The following is a 19,168-nucleotide window of genomic DNA, read 5'->3' on the forward strand; positions in this document are numbered from 1 at the left end:
TACGGAAACAAAGCGCGCACTCTAACCGCTGTGCTCTACCGGGCGCCAGCCATGGCGCTGAATATCAACACGATTGTTCAGGATACTGACACCTTCGGAGCGCAATCGCGCGCGCTGCTCATCACCTGAAGGACTGCCCACAGGCAGACTGATCCGACCGCCGGCGCCGAGTACGCGGTGCCATGGCAATTTGGTGTCGCCGGGCAGTTGGCTCAATGTGCGGCCCACCCAGCGCGCAGCGCGGCCGAGTCCGGCCAGCTCCGCGAGTTGACCATAGCTCACCACTTTGCCCTCGGGCACCTGCGCGAGGGTCAGGTAGAGCGCCGTGCGTCGGATTTGCGCCGCACTTTCGGTTTCTGCATAGGTGTCGGTCACATCCGGGATCCCTGTAGGAGCGAGACCGGCTTGCCGGCGATGGTCGTTAACGATAACGCGAGCTATCTGGGAAAACGCGTCGATCTTGAGTTTATCGCGAGCAGGCTCGCTCCTACAGTGGATTACCGTCTGTAGGGTAAATCCTCGATCAGTGACTGAGAAATGAACTCAATAGAAATAGTCGGGTCAGTCCTTGCTAGGGTCTTATTCTCCGGGATAATGCCGACTTTTTTTCGCAAACTTGAGCCTGTATTTGCTTATGGTGTCCAGAACCCTGCTGTGCCTCGCTGTTCTCAGCGCCTCCACGCCGTTGCTCGCTGATACCGTCTGGTTGAAGAACGGTGACAAATTGAGCGGCAAGATCACGCTGTTCGATGGCGGTAAATTGCTGATCCAGACCGAGTACGCCGGTGCGGTCCCGATCGACTGGAAACAGGTCAAGACACTGGAAAGTGATCAGGAGCTGCTGGTCAAGCAGGATGCCTACACCGGCGAGAAGGCCAAGTCGCTGCATGCGGCAGGCGACGGCAAGGTGACGCTGGAAAACAGCGAGGCGCCGAAGACGGTCGAGCTGGCCAGTATCCAGCAGATTCTCAAGCCCAAGCCGGTGGTCGAAGACCTGGTGTGGAAAGGGAATATCGACGCGGCGCTGGATTACCAGCGGGCGGAAAAAGATACCGATGACTACGACATCGACTTCAAGACCACCGCGCGCCATGGCAAATGGCGGCATATCGCGGAAGGTGAGTACAACCGCGAGTTCCAGGATGACGTGGTCACCACTGACAACTGGCGGGGTGAATACTCGCTCGACCGCTTCTTGACCGAGAAATGGTTCTGGCAGGGGCGCGCGGTTTATAAGCGCGACAAGGTTGAAGACCTCTCCCGTCAGCGCACAGTCGGTACCGGTCCGGGTTACCAGTTCTGGGATAACGAGCTGGGCGCATTCTCCCTGGGTTCGCTGGTCAACCGCACGGACTATGAGTTCTCCGACGGCAGCAAGGAAAACTTCTATTCCCTGGCAATGAAGTGGGATTACAACCGCTACCTGATCGGCAAGAAGGTGGAGTTCTTCACGAACGGCGAAGTGGGCAAGCCGCTGTCGGGTGTTGCGGATTACGCGCTCGATGCCGAAATGGGCTTGCGCTACAAAGTCACCGATTGGGCGTCACTTAACCTGAAGGCTGAGCGAGACATCATCAGCGGCACCGACGATGCCGATCTGGACAAGACCCGCTACACCGCAGGGTTTGGCGTAGCCTGGTAAGACGCAAAAAATCGCAGCCACTGGCTGCGATTTTTTTTGCCTGCAAATCACACAGACACAAAAAAGCCCCGCTTTTGAGGGCGGGGCTTTTTACTAAAGCAAGTACAAGTTAGATAACTTGAACTTCTTCAGCTTGCATGCCTTTCTGACCGCGGGTAGCGATGAAAGAAACCTGTTGGCCTTCTTTCAGGCTTTTGAAGCCGTCGGATTGGATAGCTTTGAAGTGAACGAACAGGTCGTCACCGGATTGTGGAGTGATGAAGCCGAAGCCTTTTTCATCGTTGAACCACTTAACGGTACCAGTTTGGCGATTAGACATGGTGTAACTCCTTGAACAAAGATAACTGCGACGCAGGAAGAACCCTGGCCGAGACTGAGTGCAAAGAGCAGGAAAAATTCTTGTAGATGGTTGGATCGAAATTCAACATATCGTGTAGAGATTCTCAGTGACACAAGCAGCACAGTGGCGCCACCTTAACCCTTTTTCCGGAACGTGCCAATGCTTCCGGTGAAGGTTTCTCTGTTTTCATGACTGACGGTGCATCGGATTCCGACGAAGGCCCAGTTATCACGGGGGATCGGCGAGAATTGTCCCTCGGACTTTGAACCCGGAGCGCGCGCCCGGTAAGATGCCGGACAGAATTTTTCCACCTCGCTATTCAGGACACCCGCCATGAGCATCAAATCGGACAAGTGGATTCGCCGCATGGCGCAGGAACACGGCATGATCGAGCCGTTCGTCGAGCGTCAGGTTCGCGGCAGCGACGATAACCGTGTGATCTCCTACGGCGTGTCGAGCTACGGCTACGACGTTCGTTGTACTAGTCATTTCAAAGTGTTCACCAACATTAATTCGGCCATTGTTGACCCGAAAAATTTCGATGCCGGCAGCTTCGTCGACATCCACAGCGACGTCTGCATCATCCCGCCGAACTCTTTCGCCCTGGCCAGCACCGTCGAATACTTCCGTATTCCGCGCAACGTATTGACCATCTGCCTGGGCAAAAGCACCTACGCCCGCTGCGGCATCATCGTCAACGTCACCCCGCTTGAGCCTGAGTGGGAGGGGCACGTGACCCTGGAATTCTCGAACACAACTAACCTGCCGGCGAAAATCTATGCCAACGAAGGCGTGGCGCAGATGCTGTTCCTTGAATCCGACGAAGAGTGTGAAGTGTCCTATAAGGACCGTGGCGGCAAGTATCAGGGGCAACGCGGCGTGACCCTGCCACGCACCTGATCGATCCATCTGGCAGGTCGCGGGAATTCTTGAGCGGGTAGACACTCTATTGGGTGTACTGCCCGGTTCGCGCACAGCGGACGGGGCCATCGCTCAGGAGTGCTTTATGAAGATCGATCCGCGAATAAGTGCCGAACTGGCAAGGCTTGAGCCCAATCAGGTTGGCGTCCTGGCCTGGTCCTTGTTGGCACATCCGCCCATCAGCATGGCAGGGGGCATCCCCGGTCAGCCTGATCCCGATACCCCCAACGAACAACCTACCGAGCCCGGTGAGCCCACCCTACCGGATGAGCCGCCTCCCGCGCCTGTAGCCTGATTGCCAATCTGAAATTGAATGGCTTCATGTAGGAGCGAAGCTTGCTCGCGAAGGCGGTGTGTCAGATAAGAATGTGTTGACTGACACACCGCCTTCGCGAGCAAGCTTCGCTCCTGCAGGGTAAGGGGCGGAATTCAGCTGACTGGCCATATTTCGTTGTCGCCGATGACAAAGATCCTGCAGCTGTCGTCCCGATCGACCTGATAACCGCCGGTAAACGCGCCGAAGGCCGGTAGCAGGCTGATGTCCTCTCCCAGTCTGTAACACGCCAGTCGCAGACTCTGCCGACCTCTGCCGTTCAGCCGATAAACCGGATGCACATGCCCGGCGAGCACATGCCGGTGCGGATGCGGGTCGGGCTCATGTTGCAGGGCGAACGGTCCGAGCAACAACGGCTCAGGCATCACACGAATGTTTAACGAGGCTGGCGGGTCGCCGGCGCTTTTGTCGTGGTTGCCGCGGATCAGCGTCATCGGCAGATCAGTGTGGCGCGCTCGCCACTCTGCCAGTGCGCTTAACGTGCCAGTAGCATGAGAGCCCGGCCCGTGCAGAAAGTCCCCGAGGAAAATCAGCTGACGGCAGGGCAGGGCGGCCAATAACTCGTCCAGCACAGCGATATTGCTGGCGGTGGTGCCATGCGGCACCGGCTGACCAAGGCTCCGATACGCCGCCGCTTTGCCAAAATGCACATCGGCGATCAGCAGCGCTTGTTGCGCTGGCCAGTAAATGGCTTTTTCCGGCAGCAGCCACAGTTCTTCGCCGGCCAGTCGCACGGGATAGGGCGTACTCATCTGGTTTTTCCGGTTGCGGCGGTTTTCTCAAGATCGGTGACCATGCGTCGGATACGGTCCGCGAGTTTTTCCGAACTCATGCTTTCCCGCATGCGCTCCACCAACAGTGGAAACCCCAGCGGTGTAGGACGTTTGATCTGATGCATTTCCAGTTTCAGCTGATTGATGCGCGCCAACGTCTGTTCCAGACGATGAATATCCAGTTCTTCACGTAGGACTTCCTCCCCGGCCTGAGCCAGCAACAGATTCCCGGCGTCGTACTGTTTGAACACTTCGAAGAACAGCCCGCTGGAGGCTTGAACCTGTCGTGTGCTTTTCGGCGCGCCGGGGTAGCCGGCAAACACCAGTCCGGCAATACGTGCAATCTCCCGAAAGCGGCGCAGCGCGAGTTCACCGGCGTTCAAGCTGGCGAGCACGTCTTCCAACAAATGCTCGGGGCTCAACAGCCCGGGGTTAAAAACCTGCGACCAGCCCACGTCAGTGGCGCTGAGCAATTCCAGCCCGTAGTCGTTGACCGCTATGGAGAACGTCACCGCCTGCTGTTGGCTGACCCTCCATGCCAGCAAACTCGCCAGTCCCAGGTGCACTTGGCGCCCGGCAAACGGGTACAGGAACAGGTGCCAGCCTTCGCGGGATTTCAGCGCTTCGGCCAGTAACGTATTTGAGGTTGGCAGCCCGGACCAGCGTTGTTGCACCTCCAGCAGCGGACGCAGTGCTTGCATCTCCGGGCCGATGAACTCGCCTTGTTCCGCCGCACTGAAACGCGCGATCACCGCCTGTGCCAGTTCGTTGGAAAGCGGCATTCGCCCGCCATTCCAGCGCGGCACTGCGGCTTTTTTCGCGGTGCTGCGTTTGACGTAAGCGGTCATGTTTTCCACCCGCACAAACTCCAGCAAGCGCCCGGCGAACAGAAAGCCGTCGCCTGGTTTGAGTCGAGCAATAAACCCTTCCTCGACACTGCCCAGCTGCTTGCCGCCGCCACCCTTGCTCCAGAACTTCAGCTGAATACTCGCATCGCTGACGATGGTGCCGATGCTCATGCGATGTCGACGGGCCAGTCGCGCATCCGGTACGCGCCAGACGCCCTGCTCGTCCGGTTCGACCCGGCGATAATCCGGATAGGCTGTCAGGGAAAGCCCTCCGTTGCGTACGAAAGCCAGTGCCCAGGTCCAATCCGCCGGGGTGAGATCGCGATAAGCCCAGGCACCACGAACTTCTTCATACAACTCATCGGGCACGAACCCTCCCCCCAAGGCCATGCTGACCAAGTGTTGAACCAGCACATCCAGTGGTTTGTACGGCGACTCGCGGGGCTCGATACGGCGTTGGGCCACGGCGTCTTGAGCCGCCGCCGCCTCGATCAGCTCCAGACTGTGAGTCGGCACCAGCGTCACCCGTGACACACGCCCCGGCGCATGCCCGGAGCGTCCGGCACGCTGCATCAGGCGCGCCACACCTTTGGCCGAGCCGATTTGCATCACCCGCTCCACCGGCAGGAAATCTACCCCGAGGTCCAGGCTTGAGGTGCAGACCACCGCTTTGAGCTGACCTTCCTTCAGCGCTCGCTCGACCCAGTCGCGGGTGTCCCGTGACAGTGAGCTGTGATGCAAGGCAATCAGCCCGGCCCAATCGGGTCGAGCCTCCAGCAAGGCCTGATACCAGATCTCGGATTGCGCGCGGGTATTGGTGAACACCAGGCTGCTGGGGCTGGAGTCTATTTCGGCGACGACTTGCGGCAACATCTTCAACCCGATGTGCCCGGCCCATGGAAATCGCTCGATGGCCGACGGCAGCAAGGTGTCGACCCGCAGTTCCTTGGACGTCCGGCCTTGAACGCTGATGCCGCCACCCTGTGGGATCAGTACTTGTTCGGCATGGGTTTGATTTCCCAGCGTCGCGGAAACGCCCCACACGATCAGATCCGGATTCCACCGGCGCAAACGAGCGAGGGCCAGTTGCAGCTGCACGCCGCGCTTGTTGCCGAGCAGTTCGTGCCATTCGTCGACCACCACCATGCGCAATGTCGACAGCGCTGTTTGCGCATCGGCACGGGCGAGCATCAACGTCAGGCTTTCTGGGGTGGTGATGAGTGTGGTGGGCAACCGTCGGCTCTGTCGCGCACGTTCGCTGCTGCTGGTATCGCCGGTGCGCAGGCCGACGCTCCACGGGATCTGCAGGTCGTGCAGCGGCGCTTCCAGGGCGCGGGCGGTGTCGGCGACCAAGGCGCGCATGGGAGTTATCCACAGCACCGTCAGCGGTTGGGCCAGAGATTTTCGTTTGCGAGGGGTTTCAACAGGAGTAATCGAGGTGGCGAAGCGATTGAGTGCGGCAAACCAGACTGCATAGGTTTTACCGGCGCCGGTGCTGGCGTGCAGCAAGCCGGACTCACCGCGTTTAACGGCCGTCCACACCTGCTTCTGAAAGGCGAATGGCTTCCAGTCGCGGGCGCTGAACCATTGTTTTGCGTAGTCGGGGGAGGTTCCCATGCCGGCGGTGTGCGCTCTGAAAGTGTTCTTTCAGTGACCGCGCCAGTATGGGACTAGTTTAATTTCAAGGGTGTACGGAGCTGTTTTTGTAGGAGCGAAGCTTGCTCGCGAAGGCGGTATGTCAGGCGTGGATGACGTCGGCTGACACACCGCTTTCGCGAGCAAGCTTCGCTCCTACAGGGTTTGATGTTTACTTGAGATTGCCGCTCAGGAACTGCTTCAAGCGCTCGCTCTTCGGATTGCCCAGCACGTCTTCCGGCGCGCCTTCTTCCTCGACCAGGCCCTGGTGCAGAAACAACACCTGGCTCGACACCTTGCGGGCGAAGCTCATTTCGTGAGTCACCATGATCATGGTCCGGCCTTCTTCAGCCAGGCCTTGAATCACTCGAAGCACTTCACCCACCAGTTCCGGGTCGAGTGCCGACGTCGGCTCGTCGAACAGCATGACTTCCGGCTCCATGGCCAAGGCGCGTGCAATCGCCACGCGTTGCTGCTGACCACCGGAAAGAAACGCGGGGTATTGATCCGCCACGCGCGCCGCCAGCCCGACCTTGTCGAGATAACGCCGCGCGCGGTCTTCGGCTTCCTCTTTGCTGCAACCCAGCACCCGGCGCGGCGCCATGGTGATGTTTTCCAGCACCGTCATGTGGCTCCACAAGTTAAAGTGCTGGAACACCATGGCCAGGCGCGTGCGGATTTTTTGCAGTTCATCGGGGTTGGCCACGTGCATGCCGTGGCGATCCTTGACCATACGGATGTTCTGGCCATCCAGGGTCATGGCGCCGTCGTTGGGTTGTTCGAGAAAATTGATGCAGCGCAGGAAGGTACTTTTGCCCGAGCCACTGGCGCCGATCAGGCTGATGACGTCGCCGGTGTTGGCCTTGAGTGAAACGCCTTTGAGCACATGATGATCGCCATAGCTTTTATGCAGGCCTTCGATGGTCAGTTTGTACATGGGGCATGCATCCTCAAGGCGAAAGTAGGTAGCCGCTGCGGTAGGCCTCGGTGCCCGCGACGTGCGCGATCACCATCCCGGCAGTGGCCATGCGCCGCAGCGAGCGGGCGTACATCAGGCCGGCGACGGTGCAATGAATAGGGGTGACGCGATCGGCGATCGGGTCGATGATTTCGGCGATCAGTTGCCCGGCTTCGAGGTATTCACCCGGCAGCGCGGTGAACACCAGCAGACCGCCCACCGGTGTCGACACTGGCTCGACGCCGGCCAGCGGTGTGGCGGGGTAGGGCAGCTCGGGCAGTGGCGCCGGTTCGCCGACAATGGCGCCGAAGTGAATCAGGTAGTCGATCAGCGCCTGGCAATCGAGGCTGGCCAACGGGTGATTGACGTCGCCCTGGCCGCGCAATTCGACGGTGACCGAGAGGCTGCCGAGCGGAATGTTGAACTGTTCGCCGAAGCGTTCTTTCAACTGCCACCAGAGCAGGGTGAAGCATTCATCGAACGACTGACCGCCCGAGTCGGTCGCCAGCAGGCTCGCTTCGGCGCCGATGTACCGCGCCAAAGGTTCGACCTGCGGCCAGGCTTCGGGTGTGGTGTAAAGGTGGGCGACCGCTTCGAAATCGCAGTGCAGGTCCAGCACCATGTCCGCATCGCAGGCCAGTCGTTGCAGGGTCAGGCGCTGGGATTGCAGTTGAGTGCCGGCGGTTTGCCGGGCCAGCGCATTGCGCAGGCTGGTGCGAATGACCTCGAGGTTGTGCTGCGGATCATCGCCCAGATGGCCTTCGATCTCGTTGCCCACCGCTTCGCTCAAATCGACGAACCAGCGATTGAAGTTCTGTCCGCTTTCCAGCTCGTAGCGGCCCAGCGGGACATCCATCAGCACCTGTTCCAGGCCAACGGGATTTGCCACCGGCACCAGCACGATTTCGCTGCGCAGGCGGCCGGCGGCTTCAAGTTCCGCCAGACGCTGCTTGAGGTACCAGGCCACCAGCATGCCGGGCATTTCATCGGCGTGCAGGGACGATTGGATGTAGATTTTGCCTTTGGCCGCCGATGGGCCGAAATGGAAGCTGTGAATCTGTCGTGCAGTCCCCGGCAGCGGGGCCAACAGGTCGTGTATTTGGTGGCGCATTTGCAAGTCCTAGTGGGTCGGCCCGAGGAAGGCCAGCCATCGGCGTTCGGCGAGGCGGAACAGGCCGACCAGCGCAAAGGTAATGGTCAGGTAAATCAGCGCGGCAATACCGAACGACTGGAAGGTCAGGAAGGTCGCCGAGTTGGCGTCCCGCGCGACTTTCAGGATGTCCGGGATGGTCGCGGTGAACGCCACGGTGGTCGAGTGCAGCATCAAAATCACTTCGTTGCTGTAATAAGGCAACGAGCGACGCAGGGCTGACGGCATGATCACGTAGGCATACAGCTTCCAGCCTGTCAGGCCGTAGGCCTTGGCCGCTTCGACTTCACCATGGGCCATGCTGCGGATCGCCCCGGCAAAAATCTCCGTGGTGTAGGCGCAGGTGTTCAGGGCGAACGCCAGGATCGTACAGTTCATCGCATCGCGGAAGAACGCATCCAGCACCGGTTGCGCACGCACGGCGGCCAGGCTGTAGATGCCGGTGTAGCAAATCAGCAACTGGATATACAGCGGCGTGCCGCGAAACAGGTAAGTGTAGAACTGCACCGGCCAGCGGACGTAGAAGTGCGGCGACACCCGGGCGATGGACAGCGGGATCGACACCAGGAAACCGATGACGATCGAGGCGGTCAGCAGCCACATGGTCATGGCCAGGCCGGTGATGTTGTAGCCGTCGGTATAAAGGAAGGGTTTCCAGTACTCCTGCAAGAGTTCGATCATCGTACGGCCTCCCGGGACCCGGCGGCGTAGCGGCGTTCGAGCCAGCGCAGGACGAAGTTGGAGGCGCTGGTGATGAGCAGGTAAATCAGCGCGGCAAGCACCAGGAAGTAAAACAGCTGATAGGTGCTTTTACCGGCGTCCTGGGCTGCCTTGACCAGGTCGGCCAGGCCGATGATCGAGACCAGTGCGGTCGCCTTGAGCATCACCATCCAGTTGTTACCGATCCCCGGCAGGGCGAAACGCATCATTTGCGGGAACACCACGATTCGAAAACGCTGGCCGCGTTTAAGGCCATAAGCGGTAGCGGCTTCGACCTGACCCCGAGGCACCGAGAGAATCGCGCCACGGAAGGTTTCGGTGAAATACGCACCATAAATGAAGCCCAGGGTGATGACCCCGGCACTGAACGGGTTGATCTCGATGTATTCCCATTCCATGAAATCGGTAAACGACGTCAACCAGGTTTGCAGGCTGTAGAAAATCAGCAGCATCAGCACCAGGTCGGGTACGCCGCGAATCAGCGTGGTGTAGATCTGGGCCGGAACCCGCACCAGTTTAACTTTTGACAGTTTGGCAGTGGCGCCGAGCAAGCCGAGCAATACGGCCACCAGCAGCGACAACGCCGATAATTTGATGGTCATCCAGGTGCCTTCCATCAGCAACGGACCGAAGCCCTTGAGGCTGAAGGCTGAGAGCCCCAGGTTTTGTAATAGGTTTTCGAACATAAATCAGCAACCTGATCGGGTGAAAAAAGCGCCCATCGTGAGATGGGCGCCGGGCATTATTTGCCGCTGTACAGATTCAGATCGCCAAAGTGTTTCTTCTGAATGGTGGCGTAGGTGCCATCGTCGTGTAACGCTTTGATACCTTTATCCAAAAGTGCCTTGAGGTCTTTGTTACCTTTAGAGATACCGATAGCTGTTTTGGCCGGCAGCAATTCGCTGTCAACCGGCTTGCTGACTTCGTAGCCTTCGCCCTTTGGCGACTTCAAGAAGCCCAGTTCGGCTTGCAACATGTCCTGGATGGCTGCATCGAGACGGCCGGACATCAAGTCGGAATACACCTGATCCTGGTTCTGATAAGCCTGGGTTTTCACGCCTGCCTTGTCCAGCACAGCCTTGGCGTAGGCTTCCTGGATGGTGCCTTGCTCGTAGCCAACGGTCTTGCCCTTCAGCGAAGCGACGTCTTCGGTCAGGCCGGAACCCTTCTTGAACACATAAGCGGTTGGGCCGGAGAACAGCTCGCTGGAGAAGTCGATGACTTTTTCGCGAGCCGGGGTGACGGTCATCGAAGAGATCACACCGTCGAATTTATTGGCCTTCAGGCCCGGAATCATGCCGTCGAAATCGCTCTCGACCCATTTGCACTTGACCTTCAGCTCGGCGCAGATCGCGTTCCCCAGATCGATGTCAAAGCCCACCAGGCTGCCGTCGGCCGCTTTCGACTCGAATGGCGCATAGGAAGGGTCAACGCCAAAACGCAATTCTTTGTATTCCTTTGCCATGGCGGAACCAGCAGCCATGCACAACGCCAGTGCAGAAAGGGTCAGCAATGCTTTTTTCATTATTCAATCCCTAAGAACCAATATGAGCGCTTGTGGCGCAGAATTATTGTTACTGGAAAGCGTAAGACTCAATGAAAGTAGCAATTTCCGAACCAGAGTCCCGAACAAGCGTTTTAAAAGGTGATTCAAGAAATGGCAATCGGGGATTTGTGCACGAAAACGGGCGTCGGAAAATTGCTGCACCATCTTGGTTCAGAATGGCACAAAAAACTGTGGGAGCGGGCTTGTGTGGCGAGGGGATTTATCCCCGTTGGGCTGCGAAGCGGCCCCCAAACCTTTCACCGCGTTTCATCAGGCACACCGCATTCACCGGTTTGCGACTCCTGCGCAGCCGAACGGGGATAAATCCCCTCGCCACAAGCTCACTCCTACAGGGAAATTGGGTTAGCCCAGCAAATCTTGCAGCGTTGCGAGGTTGTCAGCCTCTTCCACCGACTTGTCTTGTCGCCACCTCAACATCCTCGGAAATCGCACGGCAATCCCGCTCTTGTGGCGTTTCGACAGGGCGATGCCCTCAAACCCCAGTTCAAATACCAGGCTCGGTTTCACACTGCTTACCGGTCCGAATTTCTCCACCGTGGTCTTGCGTACAATGCTGTCGACCTGGCGCATTTCTTCGTCGGTCAGCCCTGAGTAGGCTTTGGCGAACGGCACCAGGGTTCGCTCGCTGGCGTCGGGCGGGCCGTCCCAGACCGCGAAGGTGTAATCACTGTAGAGATTCGCCCGCCGACCATGGCCGCGCTGTGCATAGATCAGCACCGCGTCGACGCTGAAGGGGTCGACTTTCCATTTCCACCAGACGCCCATGTCCTTGGTCCGGCCGACGCCATACAGCGCATCCCGGGCCTTGAGCATCATGCCTTCGACACCGAGGCTGCGGGAGGCTTCGCGTTGTCTGGCGAAGTCGAACCAGTCTTGGCCGGTGAGCACTGGTGAGGCGAGTAACACCGGGTTGTTGCAAGTCGTGACGAGCTGATCCAATTGAGCGCGGCGCTTGACCTGAGGCTGACTGCGCCAGTCCTCGCCTTGCCATTCGAGCAAGTCGTAGGCGAGGACCACCACCGGTACTTCTTCGAGAATTTTCTTGTCCAGGGTTTTACGGCCGATCCGTTGCTGCAACCGCGCGAACGGCAGCACGGCGGGAGAGGCCGGCGATTGCGTGTCAAAGGCGTCTTCGGTGTTCGGGCGAGTGGTTTTCCAGGCGACGATTTCACCATCGATTACCGTCCCGTCAGGCAAGCCGTGCAACAAGCTGTCGAGTTCGGGAAAGCGCTCGGTTACCAGCTCTTCGCCGCGCGACCAGATCCACAACCGCCCGTCTCGCTTGACCACCTGGGCGCGAATCCCATCCCACTTCCATTCCACTTGCCACTGGCTCGCCGGGCCGAGCACGTTTTCGAATTGCTCGACCGGTTGCGCCAAGGCATGGGCCAGGAAAAACGGGTAAGGCTGGCCACCGCGTTGGGCATGTTCGTCGGACGATTCGGCCGCGATCAATTTCAGATAACTGGCAGCGCTCGGACGATTGGACAGGTCGGTGTAACCGACCAATCGCTGGGCTACGCGTTTGCTGTCGATCCCGGCCATGGCCGCCAGGGCGCGCGTCACCAGGAGCTTGGAGACGCCGACGCGGAAACTGCCGGTAATGAGTTTGATGCAGAGCATCAGGCTATGGCGATCCAATTGCGCCCAGAGCGCAGGCAATCGCTCTGCGAGGACTTCCGGGGATTCACCGCGCAATGGCAGCAATTTGTCTTCAATCCATACCGCCAGCCCGTCGGTGGAGCTGTGCAGAGCCTCGGGCAGGACCAGCGAAATGGTTTCCGCCAAATCGCCAACCGCCTGGTAACTTTCTTCGAACAGCCAGGGCTGAAGGCCGGAATACGCGACCGCCAGTTCGCGCAGAACGCGTACCGGCACCAATTGCCGAGGTCGCCCGCCGGACAAAAAGTACACCGCCCACGCGGCGTCTTCGGGTGCAGCGTGGGCAAAGTAGGATTGCATGGCGGCCAGTTTGGCGTTGCTTGACGTGGTGGCGTCGAGTTCGGCGTACAGCTCGGCGAAGGCCTTCATGACGCTACCTCGGCGCTGTCGGTTTCGACCGCGGCGTTGTCTTCCTCATCGTCGCCGTATTCGGTGCTGAAACCCATGGCATCAAGGCCTTGCTCGCGCAGATGACGCACCAGCACCCCGACCGAACCGTGGGTGACCATCACCCGTTCGGCGCCGGTCTGTTCGATGGCCCAGAGCAGGCCGGGCCAGTCGGCGTGGTCGGACAAGACAAAGCCACGGTCCACACCGCGTCTGCGCCGCGTGCCACGCAAACGCATCCAGCCACTGGCGAAGCCATCGCTGTAATCACCAAAGCGGCGCATCCAGGTGCTGGCGCCCGCCGATGGTGGGGCGATGACCAGCGCCTTGCGCATCATCGGGTCGCTCTTTTGCACGTCGCCGGCATAGATCGTCGGCGGAATGTAAACGCCGCTCTCGCGATACACCCGGTTCAACGGTTCCACCGCGCCATGCACCAAAATAGGGCCGAGGCTGGCGTCGATGCCGTGGAGAATTCGCTGGGCCTTGCCGAAGGAATAGCAGAACAGCACGCTGGTTTTGTCGGCGGCGGCGTTGGCCTGCCACCACTGATTGATCTCGGCAAAGATCTGCGCCTGGGGTTGCCAGCGATAAATCGGCAGGCCGAAGGTCGACTCAGTGATGAAGGTATGGCAACGCACCGGCTCGAACGGCGCGCAGGTGCCGTCGGGTTCGATTTTGTAATCCCCCGAGGCAACCCAGACTTCGCCGCCGTATTCCAGACGCACCTGCGCGGAGCCGAGGACATGGCCGGCGGGGTGAAAGCTCAGGGTGACGCCTTGGTGCTGCATGCGCTCGCCGTAAGGCAGCGTTTGCAGGTTGATGTCCTGGCCCAATCGCGCACGCAAAATCCCTTCGCCGGGCGCGGCCGCCAGGTAATGCTGGTTGCCGGTACGGGCATGGTCGCCGTGAGCGTGGGTGATGACTGAACGCTCGACCGGCCGCCACGGGTCGATATAGAAATCGCCGGCGGGGCAGTACAAGCCTTCAGGACGCGCGATAACAAGATCCATGTTGTTACCAAAATGGAGGGACTTGTTAGGTATGAGGTTTGCGCGAAGGCAGAAGTTCTATCGAATTTTCATCGGCAGATGAAATCCCACTGTGGGAGCGAGCCTGCTCGCGATAGCGGTGTGTCAGTCACTCAAAAAGGTGGCTGACATGGCCTCATCGCGAGCAGGCTCACTCCCACAGGGACGGGGTTATTTGCCGGGTGTCAGAGTCAACCGCTTGTTCCCGTACACCTTGTCAAAGTTCTGCGGTTGCATCGGCAAACTCATGTATTGCCCCTTCAGCCATGGATCAATGCTGTCGAGATAATTCGGGCTCGCCGGGTTACCGGACTGACCGGTGCCATTTTGCCCCATCAACGGTTCAGCCTGGCTGAAGTCAACGATAAAGCGCATGGCGGGCGCCAGGGTGGTGTTGAAGTCCTGCCCCCAAGTGAACGCCGCAGTGTTCAGCGTGGTGTGATCGCCCCCGGCCGCCAACGGTCCGCGAACGGTCTGGCCGCTGGCGTTCTTCCATTCGTAGCGGTGCAATTTGCCCCACTGCCAGGCTTTGTGATCGCCACCCAATTGGCTGTCACCGGCGCTGATCGCCGCCGCCAGGCTGCGGGCGAGGATCGCAGGCTTGTCTTCTTTCTGCGGCGTGCGGGCGTCATCCCAGAACGGACTGTCCTCACGTCCCAGCAGGTGATCGGCTTGCGCCGCGTAGGACAACTTGCCGTTGGCGATAAAGGCTTTCCACGCCGGGCTGCTTTCCGGGCCCAGTTCGTCGAGGAAAATCTGTTTGGTGCTTTCCTGCAGGAACAGCTCGTAGATCGCCGCATCCGCGGAAGTCGGGCTGAGTTTGCCGTCGAACGCCATCAAGCGGGTGTAGGCCTCGCGAGCCTTGCCGCGATCGGCAACCGGCAGCGCTTCGATGGCCTGTTTGAGCGGCTGGGACATGCCCGGTGCTTCAAACATTTTCTTCAGTTTGGCGGCGAACGTCGTGGTCTGGTCGTATTGCATCGCGATCACGCTGCGCGTGTCGTGTTTGCCCACACCCGCCAGTTCGGCCAGGCGTTCGCCACGCTCCGGCGCCGACCAGGAATTGGACAGCTGCATGCCGTAGCCATGGGGAATGACCCGTTGGTTGGCGGTGCCGAGCCAGCCTTGGGCCGGGTCCTGGTCATACGGGTGGAGCATCGGGTCGGCGTAACCGTCCCAATCGTAGCGACCTTCCCAGCCAGGCGACGGCAGCAAACCTTCACCTTCGCGACGGTTCGGGTAACGTCCAGTGACTTGCCAGCCAATGTTGCTGGCGTCGGCGAACACCAGATTCAAGGCAATGGCGCGGATTTCACGGCTGGCGTCCGAGGCTTTCTCGACGTTCTGGGCCCGGGACAAGTCGAAAAACGCGTCCAGGGTTTTGTCGTCCGTGAAGTTCGGTGTCTGCAAGGCCAGGCCGAAACCATTGGCCAGCGTCGTGCCCTGGGCGCTGTTGAGCAGAGGGCCGTGGCGGGTTTCGTACACCACTTCGCGAATCGGCCGCTGGCCTTTGACGAAGTAGGTTTCGTTACGCACGATTGCCGGCTGCCATTTGCCGCCGACTTCATACGTGAGGCCGTTGCCCTGGCGTTTGATTTTTTCCAGGAACAGGTCCTGGTTGTCGCCCATGACCGAAGTCAGGCTCCACGCCACTTTGCCGTTGAAACCACCGAGCACCATGGGCAAACCGGCAATCGTTACGCCAGAAGCCTGGTACTTCGGCGCGCGAATCTGCACGTAGCTGAACAACGACGGCACGCCCAGCGGGCCATGGCTGTCGCTGGCCAGCAGGCTTTTGCCACTGCGGCTGCGTTGCGGGCCGATGGCCCAGTTGTTCGACGAGGTGGCGCCCAACAGATTGAGGTCGGACAGTTGCCCGGTGGCTTTGCTGATGTCGGCCAGGCCCGGGATTGCTCCATTGAGCTTGATGCCCTGAAGTTTTTCGGCTTCGCCCAGCGGCAGTTTTTCGTCGGGAGCGGACGGCGTCAGCCAGCCGAGTTTGTCGGTGGTGACGGTCTGGGCCAGCATCAGCGCGGCGATTTCTTCCGGCAGGTTGGCGGACTGGCTGAAATTCAGCAGGCAGAAAATCAGCGCCGAATCTTCCGGTTGCCAGTATTCGGGCTTGTAACCGGTGGCTACGAGGTCGGCCGGCAGCTTGTCGCGGTAGCGGAACAGGTAGGCGTTGACGCCGCGCGCATAGACTTCGAAGAAGCGTTTGAGACGTGGCGACGACGCCTTGTACAGCTCGCCGGCGCTTTTCTTCAGGTTGACGGCGCGCATGTAGCGGTCGGCGTCCAGCAGGTCGGAACCGGACATCTCCGACAAACGGCCCTGGGCCAACAGGCGCAAGGTGACCATTTGCGTGATGCGGTCGCTGGCGTGGACGTAGCCGAGGGCGAACAGGGCGTCGTGGAAGCTGTTGCTTTCGATCAGCGGCATGCCCATGGCATTGCGGCGTACCGAAACGTTCTGCGCCAGGCCCTTGAGCGGCTGTACGCCGGTGGTCGGCGGGAGGGTGTCCTGAGTGTTCCAGGTCTGACAACCGGTCAGGCTCAAAACACCGGCCACTGCTGCGGCAACGCCGAACCGGGGAAGAAAATGTGTAAGGGCTGGCGAGGCCATGGCAAAGCTCCTGCGGGGGTAGAGGCGCAATAAAGGCGCTACGTTAGAGAGCAGGAGGAGGGCGCGCAAGCGGGGTATCAGGTTATTTCAGGATTTGTCTGTCAAACGCAAAAGATCGCAGCCTCGTTTCACTCGACAGCTCCTACAGGGGAATACAAAACCGTGTAGGAGCTGTCGAGTGAAGCGAGGCTGCTTTCATCAGGGTTTTGGTGGGTTGACCTTGGCCGCCAAGGCATACGCCTTCACCGTCGCCGGACGGTTCTGGATGTGGTTGAACCAGCGCAGCACGTTCGGGAAGTCTTCCAGGTTCTGGCTCTGCCACTTGTGGGAAACGATCCACGGGTAAATCGCCATGTCGGCAATGCTGTATTCGTTGCCTGCGACAAACTCATGGTTGGCCAGTTGCTTGTCCAATACCCCATACAAGCGGGCCGTTTCGTCAATGTAGCGCTTGATCGCGTAAGGGATCTTCTCGGGCGCGAACTGACTGAAGTGATGATTTTGCCCGGCCATCGGCCCTAGTCCGCCCATCTGCCAGAACAACCACTGCAGCGCTTGCTGGCGACCGCGCAGGTCTTTGGGCAGGAACTTGCCGGTCTTTTCCGCCAGGTACAGCAAAATTGCCCCCGACTCGAACACCGACAACGGCTCACCGCCATCCACCGGCTCATTGTCGACGATGGCCGGGATTCTGTTGTTCGGGGAGATTTTCAGAAAGTGCGGCTGGAACTGCTCGTTCTGGCTGATGTTGATCGGGTGCACGTTGTACGGCAGGCCGGCTTCTTCCAGGAAAATCGAGATCTTGTGGCCGTTGGGGGTGGTCCAGTAATACAGGTCGATCATGAAGTACTCCACATCAAGAGACGTCGATAGGGTCGGACAGCGACCGCGGGCATCAGGTCGTCCTGTTTGCGTTCGATGGCTTGCCTGTAAGAGGAGGTGATGCTGAAGTGCGTGAAATTCAATGACCTTGTGTGAGAAAAGTCGGCATGGAGCTCAAGACCAACGCAGCACTGATCATCATCGACCAACAAAAAGGCATCCTGCAGCCCAGACTCGGTCGCCGAAATAATCCTCAGGCCGAAGAGAGAATTCTCGATTTGTTGGGTCATTGGCGTCGAACCGGGCGGCCGGTGATTCATGTGCAGCACCTGTCCCGTTCACCGGACTCAGTGTTCTGGCCGCAGCAATCGGGGGTGGAGATTCAGGAACGTTTCCAGCCATTGATCGGCGAGCAGCTGATTTCCAAACAGGTGCCGGATGCGTTTTGTGTGACGGGGCTGGAGGCGGGTTTGCGCGAGGCGGGGATCGAGCAGTTGATCATCGTGGGCGTTGCGACCAACAACTCGGTGGAGTCCACGGCGCGAACGGCCGGGAACCTGGGGTTTGAGGCGTGGGTGGCGGAGGATGCGTGCTTTACGTTCGACAAGGCCGATTTTTTTGGCAATGCGCATTCAGCTGAAGAAGTGCATGCGATGTCGCTGGGGAATTTGCACGGGGAGTATGCGACGGTCGTCAGCACCGCGAAAATTCTCATGCCCGACTGAAATCCCTGTAGGAGCGAGCCTGCTCGCGAAAGCGGTTTAACTGACACATCGATAGTGGATGTGCCGCAGTCATCGCGAGCAGGCTCGCTCCTACATTGGTTCTATGAACGACTTAGATCCCCGTGGGAGCGAGCGTGCTCGCGATAGCGATTCAACCGGCGAAGAAGATCTTCGCCAGAAGCATCAAACGCCGTGGCACTTCTTGAATTTCTTGCCGTTGCCACATGGGCAAGGGTCGTTGCGGCCGACGTCTTTCAGGGCGTTGCGCACTGGTTCCTGGTGGGCGTGGCCGCAGTTCGGGCCGTGGACATGGCCATGGTCGTGATCATGGTGGTCGTGAGGGTCATGATCGTGGTTGCAGTCAGGGCCATGGACATGGGGTTGCTGGGTCATCGGGTTTTCTCCGGAATTAAATCGGCGGGGATTATCACGCCATTGCGCGCCAGGTGCACGTAGTGCGCGATGAATAAACCGGTTTCCATTTCACCTTCCAGACGATAGGGGATGGGCTGATCGGGTTTTTTCAGCATTTTCACCAGATCCCGCACCTTGGGCCACAGGTTGGTACGGATCGGTACTTTGAAATAGGCACTGCGTTTGGGACCGACCGTGAACCAGTGTTCATGCTCGCCTTCGGCCAGCAACATGTCGCCCAGGTGAATGCGGTATTCGAGGCCGCGCACCGTCAGGTCGCTGTCGTTGGGGTTGTCGACGCGAAAGTGCAGGATGAATTTCTGCTCCATCAACTTGGCCCGGACCACTTCGACTTTGACCAGATGCACTTGGGGATCCGGCAGATCGTCACCGAACCAGGACGCGCAGCCGCCGAGCCCGAGAAAGAGGAACAAGGTGAGCACGTGAAGTGCGCGTCGCTGACTGAGCATGATCTGACTCCCTCCCTTGTAGCAGCTGGCGGAGCCTGCTCGACCTGTAGGAGCGAGCGGTGCGGCGATCCGACTTGCCCGCGAAGAAGGCCCCCCGATCCTTCAGTTAAATCGCATAATCGTTCTTCGCGGGCAAGCCTCGCTCCT

General features: G+C 59.4%; 19 protein-coding genes. 4 read left to right on the plus strand and 15 right to left on the minus strand.

Annotated features, from left to right (window positions below):
• Window positions 1-21 precede the first annotated feature (21 nt).
• A complete protein-coding gene (locus tag ACYZTY_RS04675; RefSeq protein ID WP_461957492.1) occupies window positions 22-375 on the minus strand; it encodes an MGMT family protein in 354 nt (117 codons plus the stop codon).
• A gap of 259 nt (window positions 376-634) precedes the next feature.
• On the opposite strand from ACYZTY_RS04675, the gene ACYZTY_RS04680 reads away from it, so the two are divergent.
• Window positions 635-1,642, plus strand: a complete 1,008-nt coding sequence (locus tag ACYZTY_RS04680; RefSeq protein ID WP_461957493.1) for a DUF481 domain-containing protein — start codon at window positions 635-637, stop codon at window positions 1,640-1,642.
• A gap of 109 nt (window positions 1,643-1,751) precedes the next feature.
• On the opposite strand, the gene ACYZTY_RS04685 is transcribed toward ACYZTY_RS04680, so the two are convergent.
• Window positions 1,752-1,961 (minus strand): cold-shock protein, encoded by a 210-nt coding sequence (locus ACYZTY_RS04685; protein ID WP_002554837.1) that lies wholly within the window; start codon window positions 1,959-1,961, stop codon window positions 1,752-1,754.
• Window positions 1,962-2,315: 354 nt separating this feature from the next.
• Between ACYZTY_RS04685 and dcd the strand changes: the two genes are divergently transcribed.
• The gene (gene dcd, locus ACYZTY_RS04690) at window positions 2,316-2,882 is read left to right on the plus strand and encodes a dCTP deaminase (RefSeq protein ID WP_010462661.1); all 567 of its coding nucleotides are present in this window, start codon (window positions 2,316-2,318) and stop codon (window positions 2,880-2,882) included.
• Window positions 2,883-2,988: 106 nt separating this feature from the next.
• Window positions 2,989-3,198 (plus strand): hypothetical protein, encoded by a 210-nt coding sequence (locus ACYZTY_RS04695; RefSeq protein ID WP_017336784.1) that lies wholly within the window; start codon window positions 2,989-2,991, stop codon window positions 3,196-3,198.
• A 134-nt stretch (window positions 3,199-3,332) separates the two neighbouring features.
• On the opposite strand, the gene pdeM is transcribed toward ACYZTY_RS04695, so the two are convergent.
• The 11 genes from pdeM to ACYZTY_RS04750 form a co-directional block, all read right to left on the minus strand.
• Entirely contained in the window at window positions 3,333-3,989 is a 657-nt protein-coding gene (pdeM, locus tag ACYZTY_RS04700; protein WP_461957494.1) for a ligase-associated DNA damage response endonuclease PdeM, read from the minus strand.
• Complete coding sequence (locus tag ACYZTY_RS04705; protein WP_461957495.1) at window positions 3,986-6,475, minus strand: ligase-associated DNA damage response DEXH box helicase; 2,490 nt, start codon at window positions 6,473-6,475, stop codon at window positions 3,986-3,988. Before ACYZTY_RS04705 ends, pdeM begins: the two co-directional genes overlap by 4 nt.
• A gap of 190 nt (window positions 6,476-6,665) precedes the next feature.
• Window positions 6,666-7,430 (minus strand): ABC transporter ATP-binding protein, encoded by a 765-nt coding sequence (locus ACYZTY_RS04710; protein ID WP_131059228.1) that lies wholly within the window; start codon window positions 7,428-7,430, stop codon window positions 6,666-6,668.
• A 13-nt stretch (window positions 7,431-7,443) separates the two neighbouring features.
• Window positions 7,444-8,562: a succinylglutamate desuccinylase/aspartoacylase family protein gene (locus ACYZTY_RS04715; protein WP_461957496.1), complete on the minus strand. Its 1,119-nt coding sequence runs from the start codon at window positions 8,560-8,562 to the stop codon at window positions 7,444-7,446.
• A gap of 9 nt (window positions 8,563-8,571) precedes the next feature.
• On the minus strand, window positions 8,572-9,282 hold the full coding sequence (locus ACYZTY_RS04720; protein WP_131059230.1) for an ABC transporter permease: 711 nt from the start codon (window positions 9,280-9,282) through the stop codon (window positions 8,572-8,574).
• Window positions 9,279-10,007, minus strand: coding sequence for an ABC transporter permease (locus tag ACYZTY_RS04725; protein WP_131059231.1), 729 nt, complete (start codon window positions 10,005-10,007; stop codon window positions 9,279-9,281). Before ACYZTY_RS04725 ends, ACYZTY_RS04720 begins: the two co-directional genes overlap by 4 nt.
• Window positions 10,008-10,063: 56 nt before the next feature.
• Window positions 10,064-10,846, minus strand: a complete 783-nt coding sequence (locus ACYZTY_RS04730; protein WP_461957497.1) for a transporter substrate-binding domain-containing protein — start codon at window positions 10,844-10,846, stop codon at window positions 10,064-10,066.
• Window positions 10,847-11,230: 384 nt separating this feature from the next.
• On the minus strand, window positions 11,231-12,919 hold the full coding sequence (locus tag ACYZTY_RS04735) for an ATP-dependent DNA ligase (RefSeq protein ID WP_461957498.1): 1,689 nt from the start codon (window positions 12,917-12,919) through the stop codon (window positions 11,231-11,233).
• Window positions 12,916-13,950 carry a ligase-associated DNA damage response exonuclease gene (locus ACYZTY_RS04740; RefSeq protein WP_461957499.1) on the minus strand — a complete coding sequence of 345 codons (1,035 nt, stop codon included), beginning with the start codon at window positions 13,948-13,950 and terminating at the stop codon, window positions 12,916-12,918. The genes ACYZTY_RS04735 and ACYZTY_RS04740 overlap by 4 nt, the downstream gene beginning before the upstream one ends.
• Window positions 13,951-14,139: 189 nt before the next feature.
• Window positions 14,140-16,590 carry a penicillin acylase family protein gene (locus tag ACYZTY_RS04745; protein ID WP_461957500.1) on the minus strand — a complete coding sequence of 817 codons (2,451 nt, stop codon included), beginning with the start codon at window positions 16,588-16,590 and terminating at the stop codon, window positions 14,140-14,142.
• 198 nt (window positions 16,591-16,788) lie between these two features.
• Window positions 16,789-17,433, minus strand: a complete 645-nt coding sequence (locus tag ACYZTY_RS04750) for a glutathione binding-like protein (RefSeq protein WP_461957501.1) — start codon at window positions 17,431-17,433, stop codon at window positions 16,789-16,791.
• Between the two features lie 146 nt (window positions 17,434-17,579).
• Here ACYZTY_RS04750 and ACYZTY_RS04755 point away from each other — a divergent pair, with 146 nt between their 5' ends.
• Window positions 17,580-18,137 (plus strand): cysteine hydrolase family protein, encoded by a 558-nt coding sequence (locus ACYZTY_RS04755; RefSeq protein ID WP_461957502.1) that lies wholly within the window; start codon window positions 17,580-17,582, stop codon window positions 18,135-18,137.
• 183 nt (window positions 18,138-18,320) lie between these two features.
• Here the strand turns inward: ACYZTY_RS04755 and ACYZTY_RS04760 are convergent, their stop codons facing one another.
• Entirely contained in the window at window positions 18,321-18,530 is a 210-nt protein-coding gene (locus ACYZTY_RS04760) for an SEC-C metal-binding domain-containing protein (protein WP_461957503.1), read from the minus strand.
• Complete coding sequence (locus tag ACYZTY_RS04765; protein WP_461957504.1) at window positions 18,527-19,021, minus strand: LEA/WHy family protein; 495 nt, start codon at window positions 19,019-19,021, stop codon at window positions 18,527-18,529. Before ACYZTY_RS04765 ends, ACYZTY_RS04760 begins: the two co-directional genes overlap by 4 nt.
• Between the last annotated feature and the right edge of the window lie 147 nt (window positions 19,022-19,168).

The sequence above is a fragment of the Pseudomonas sp. LB1P83 genome, assembly GCF_054897885.1.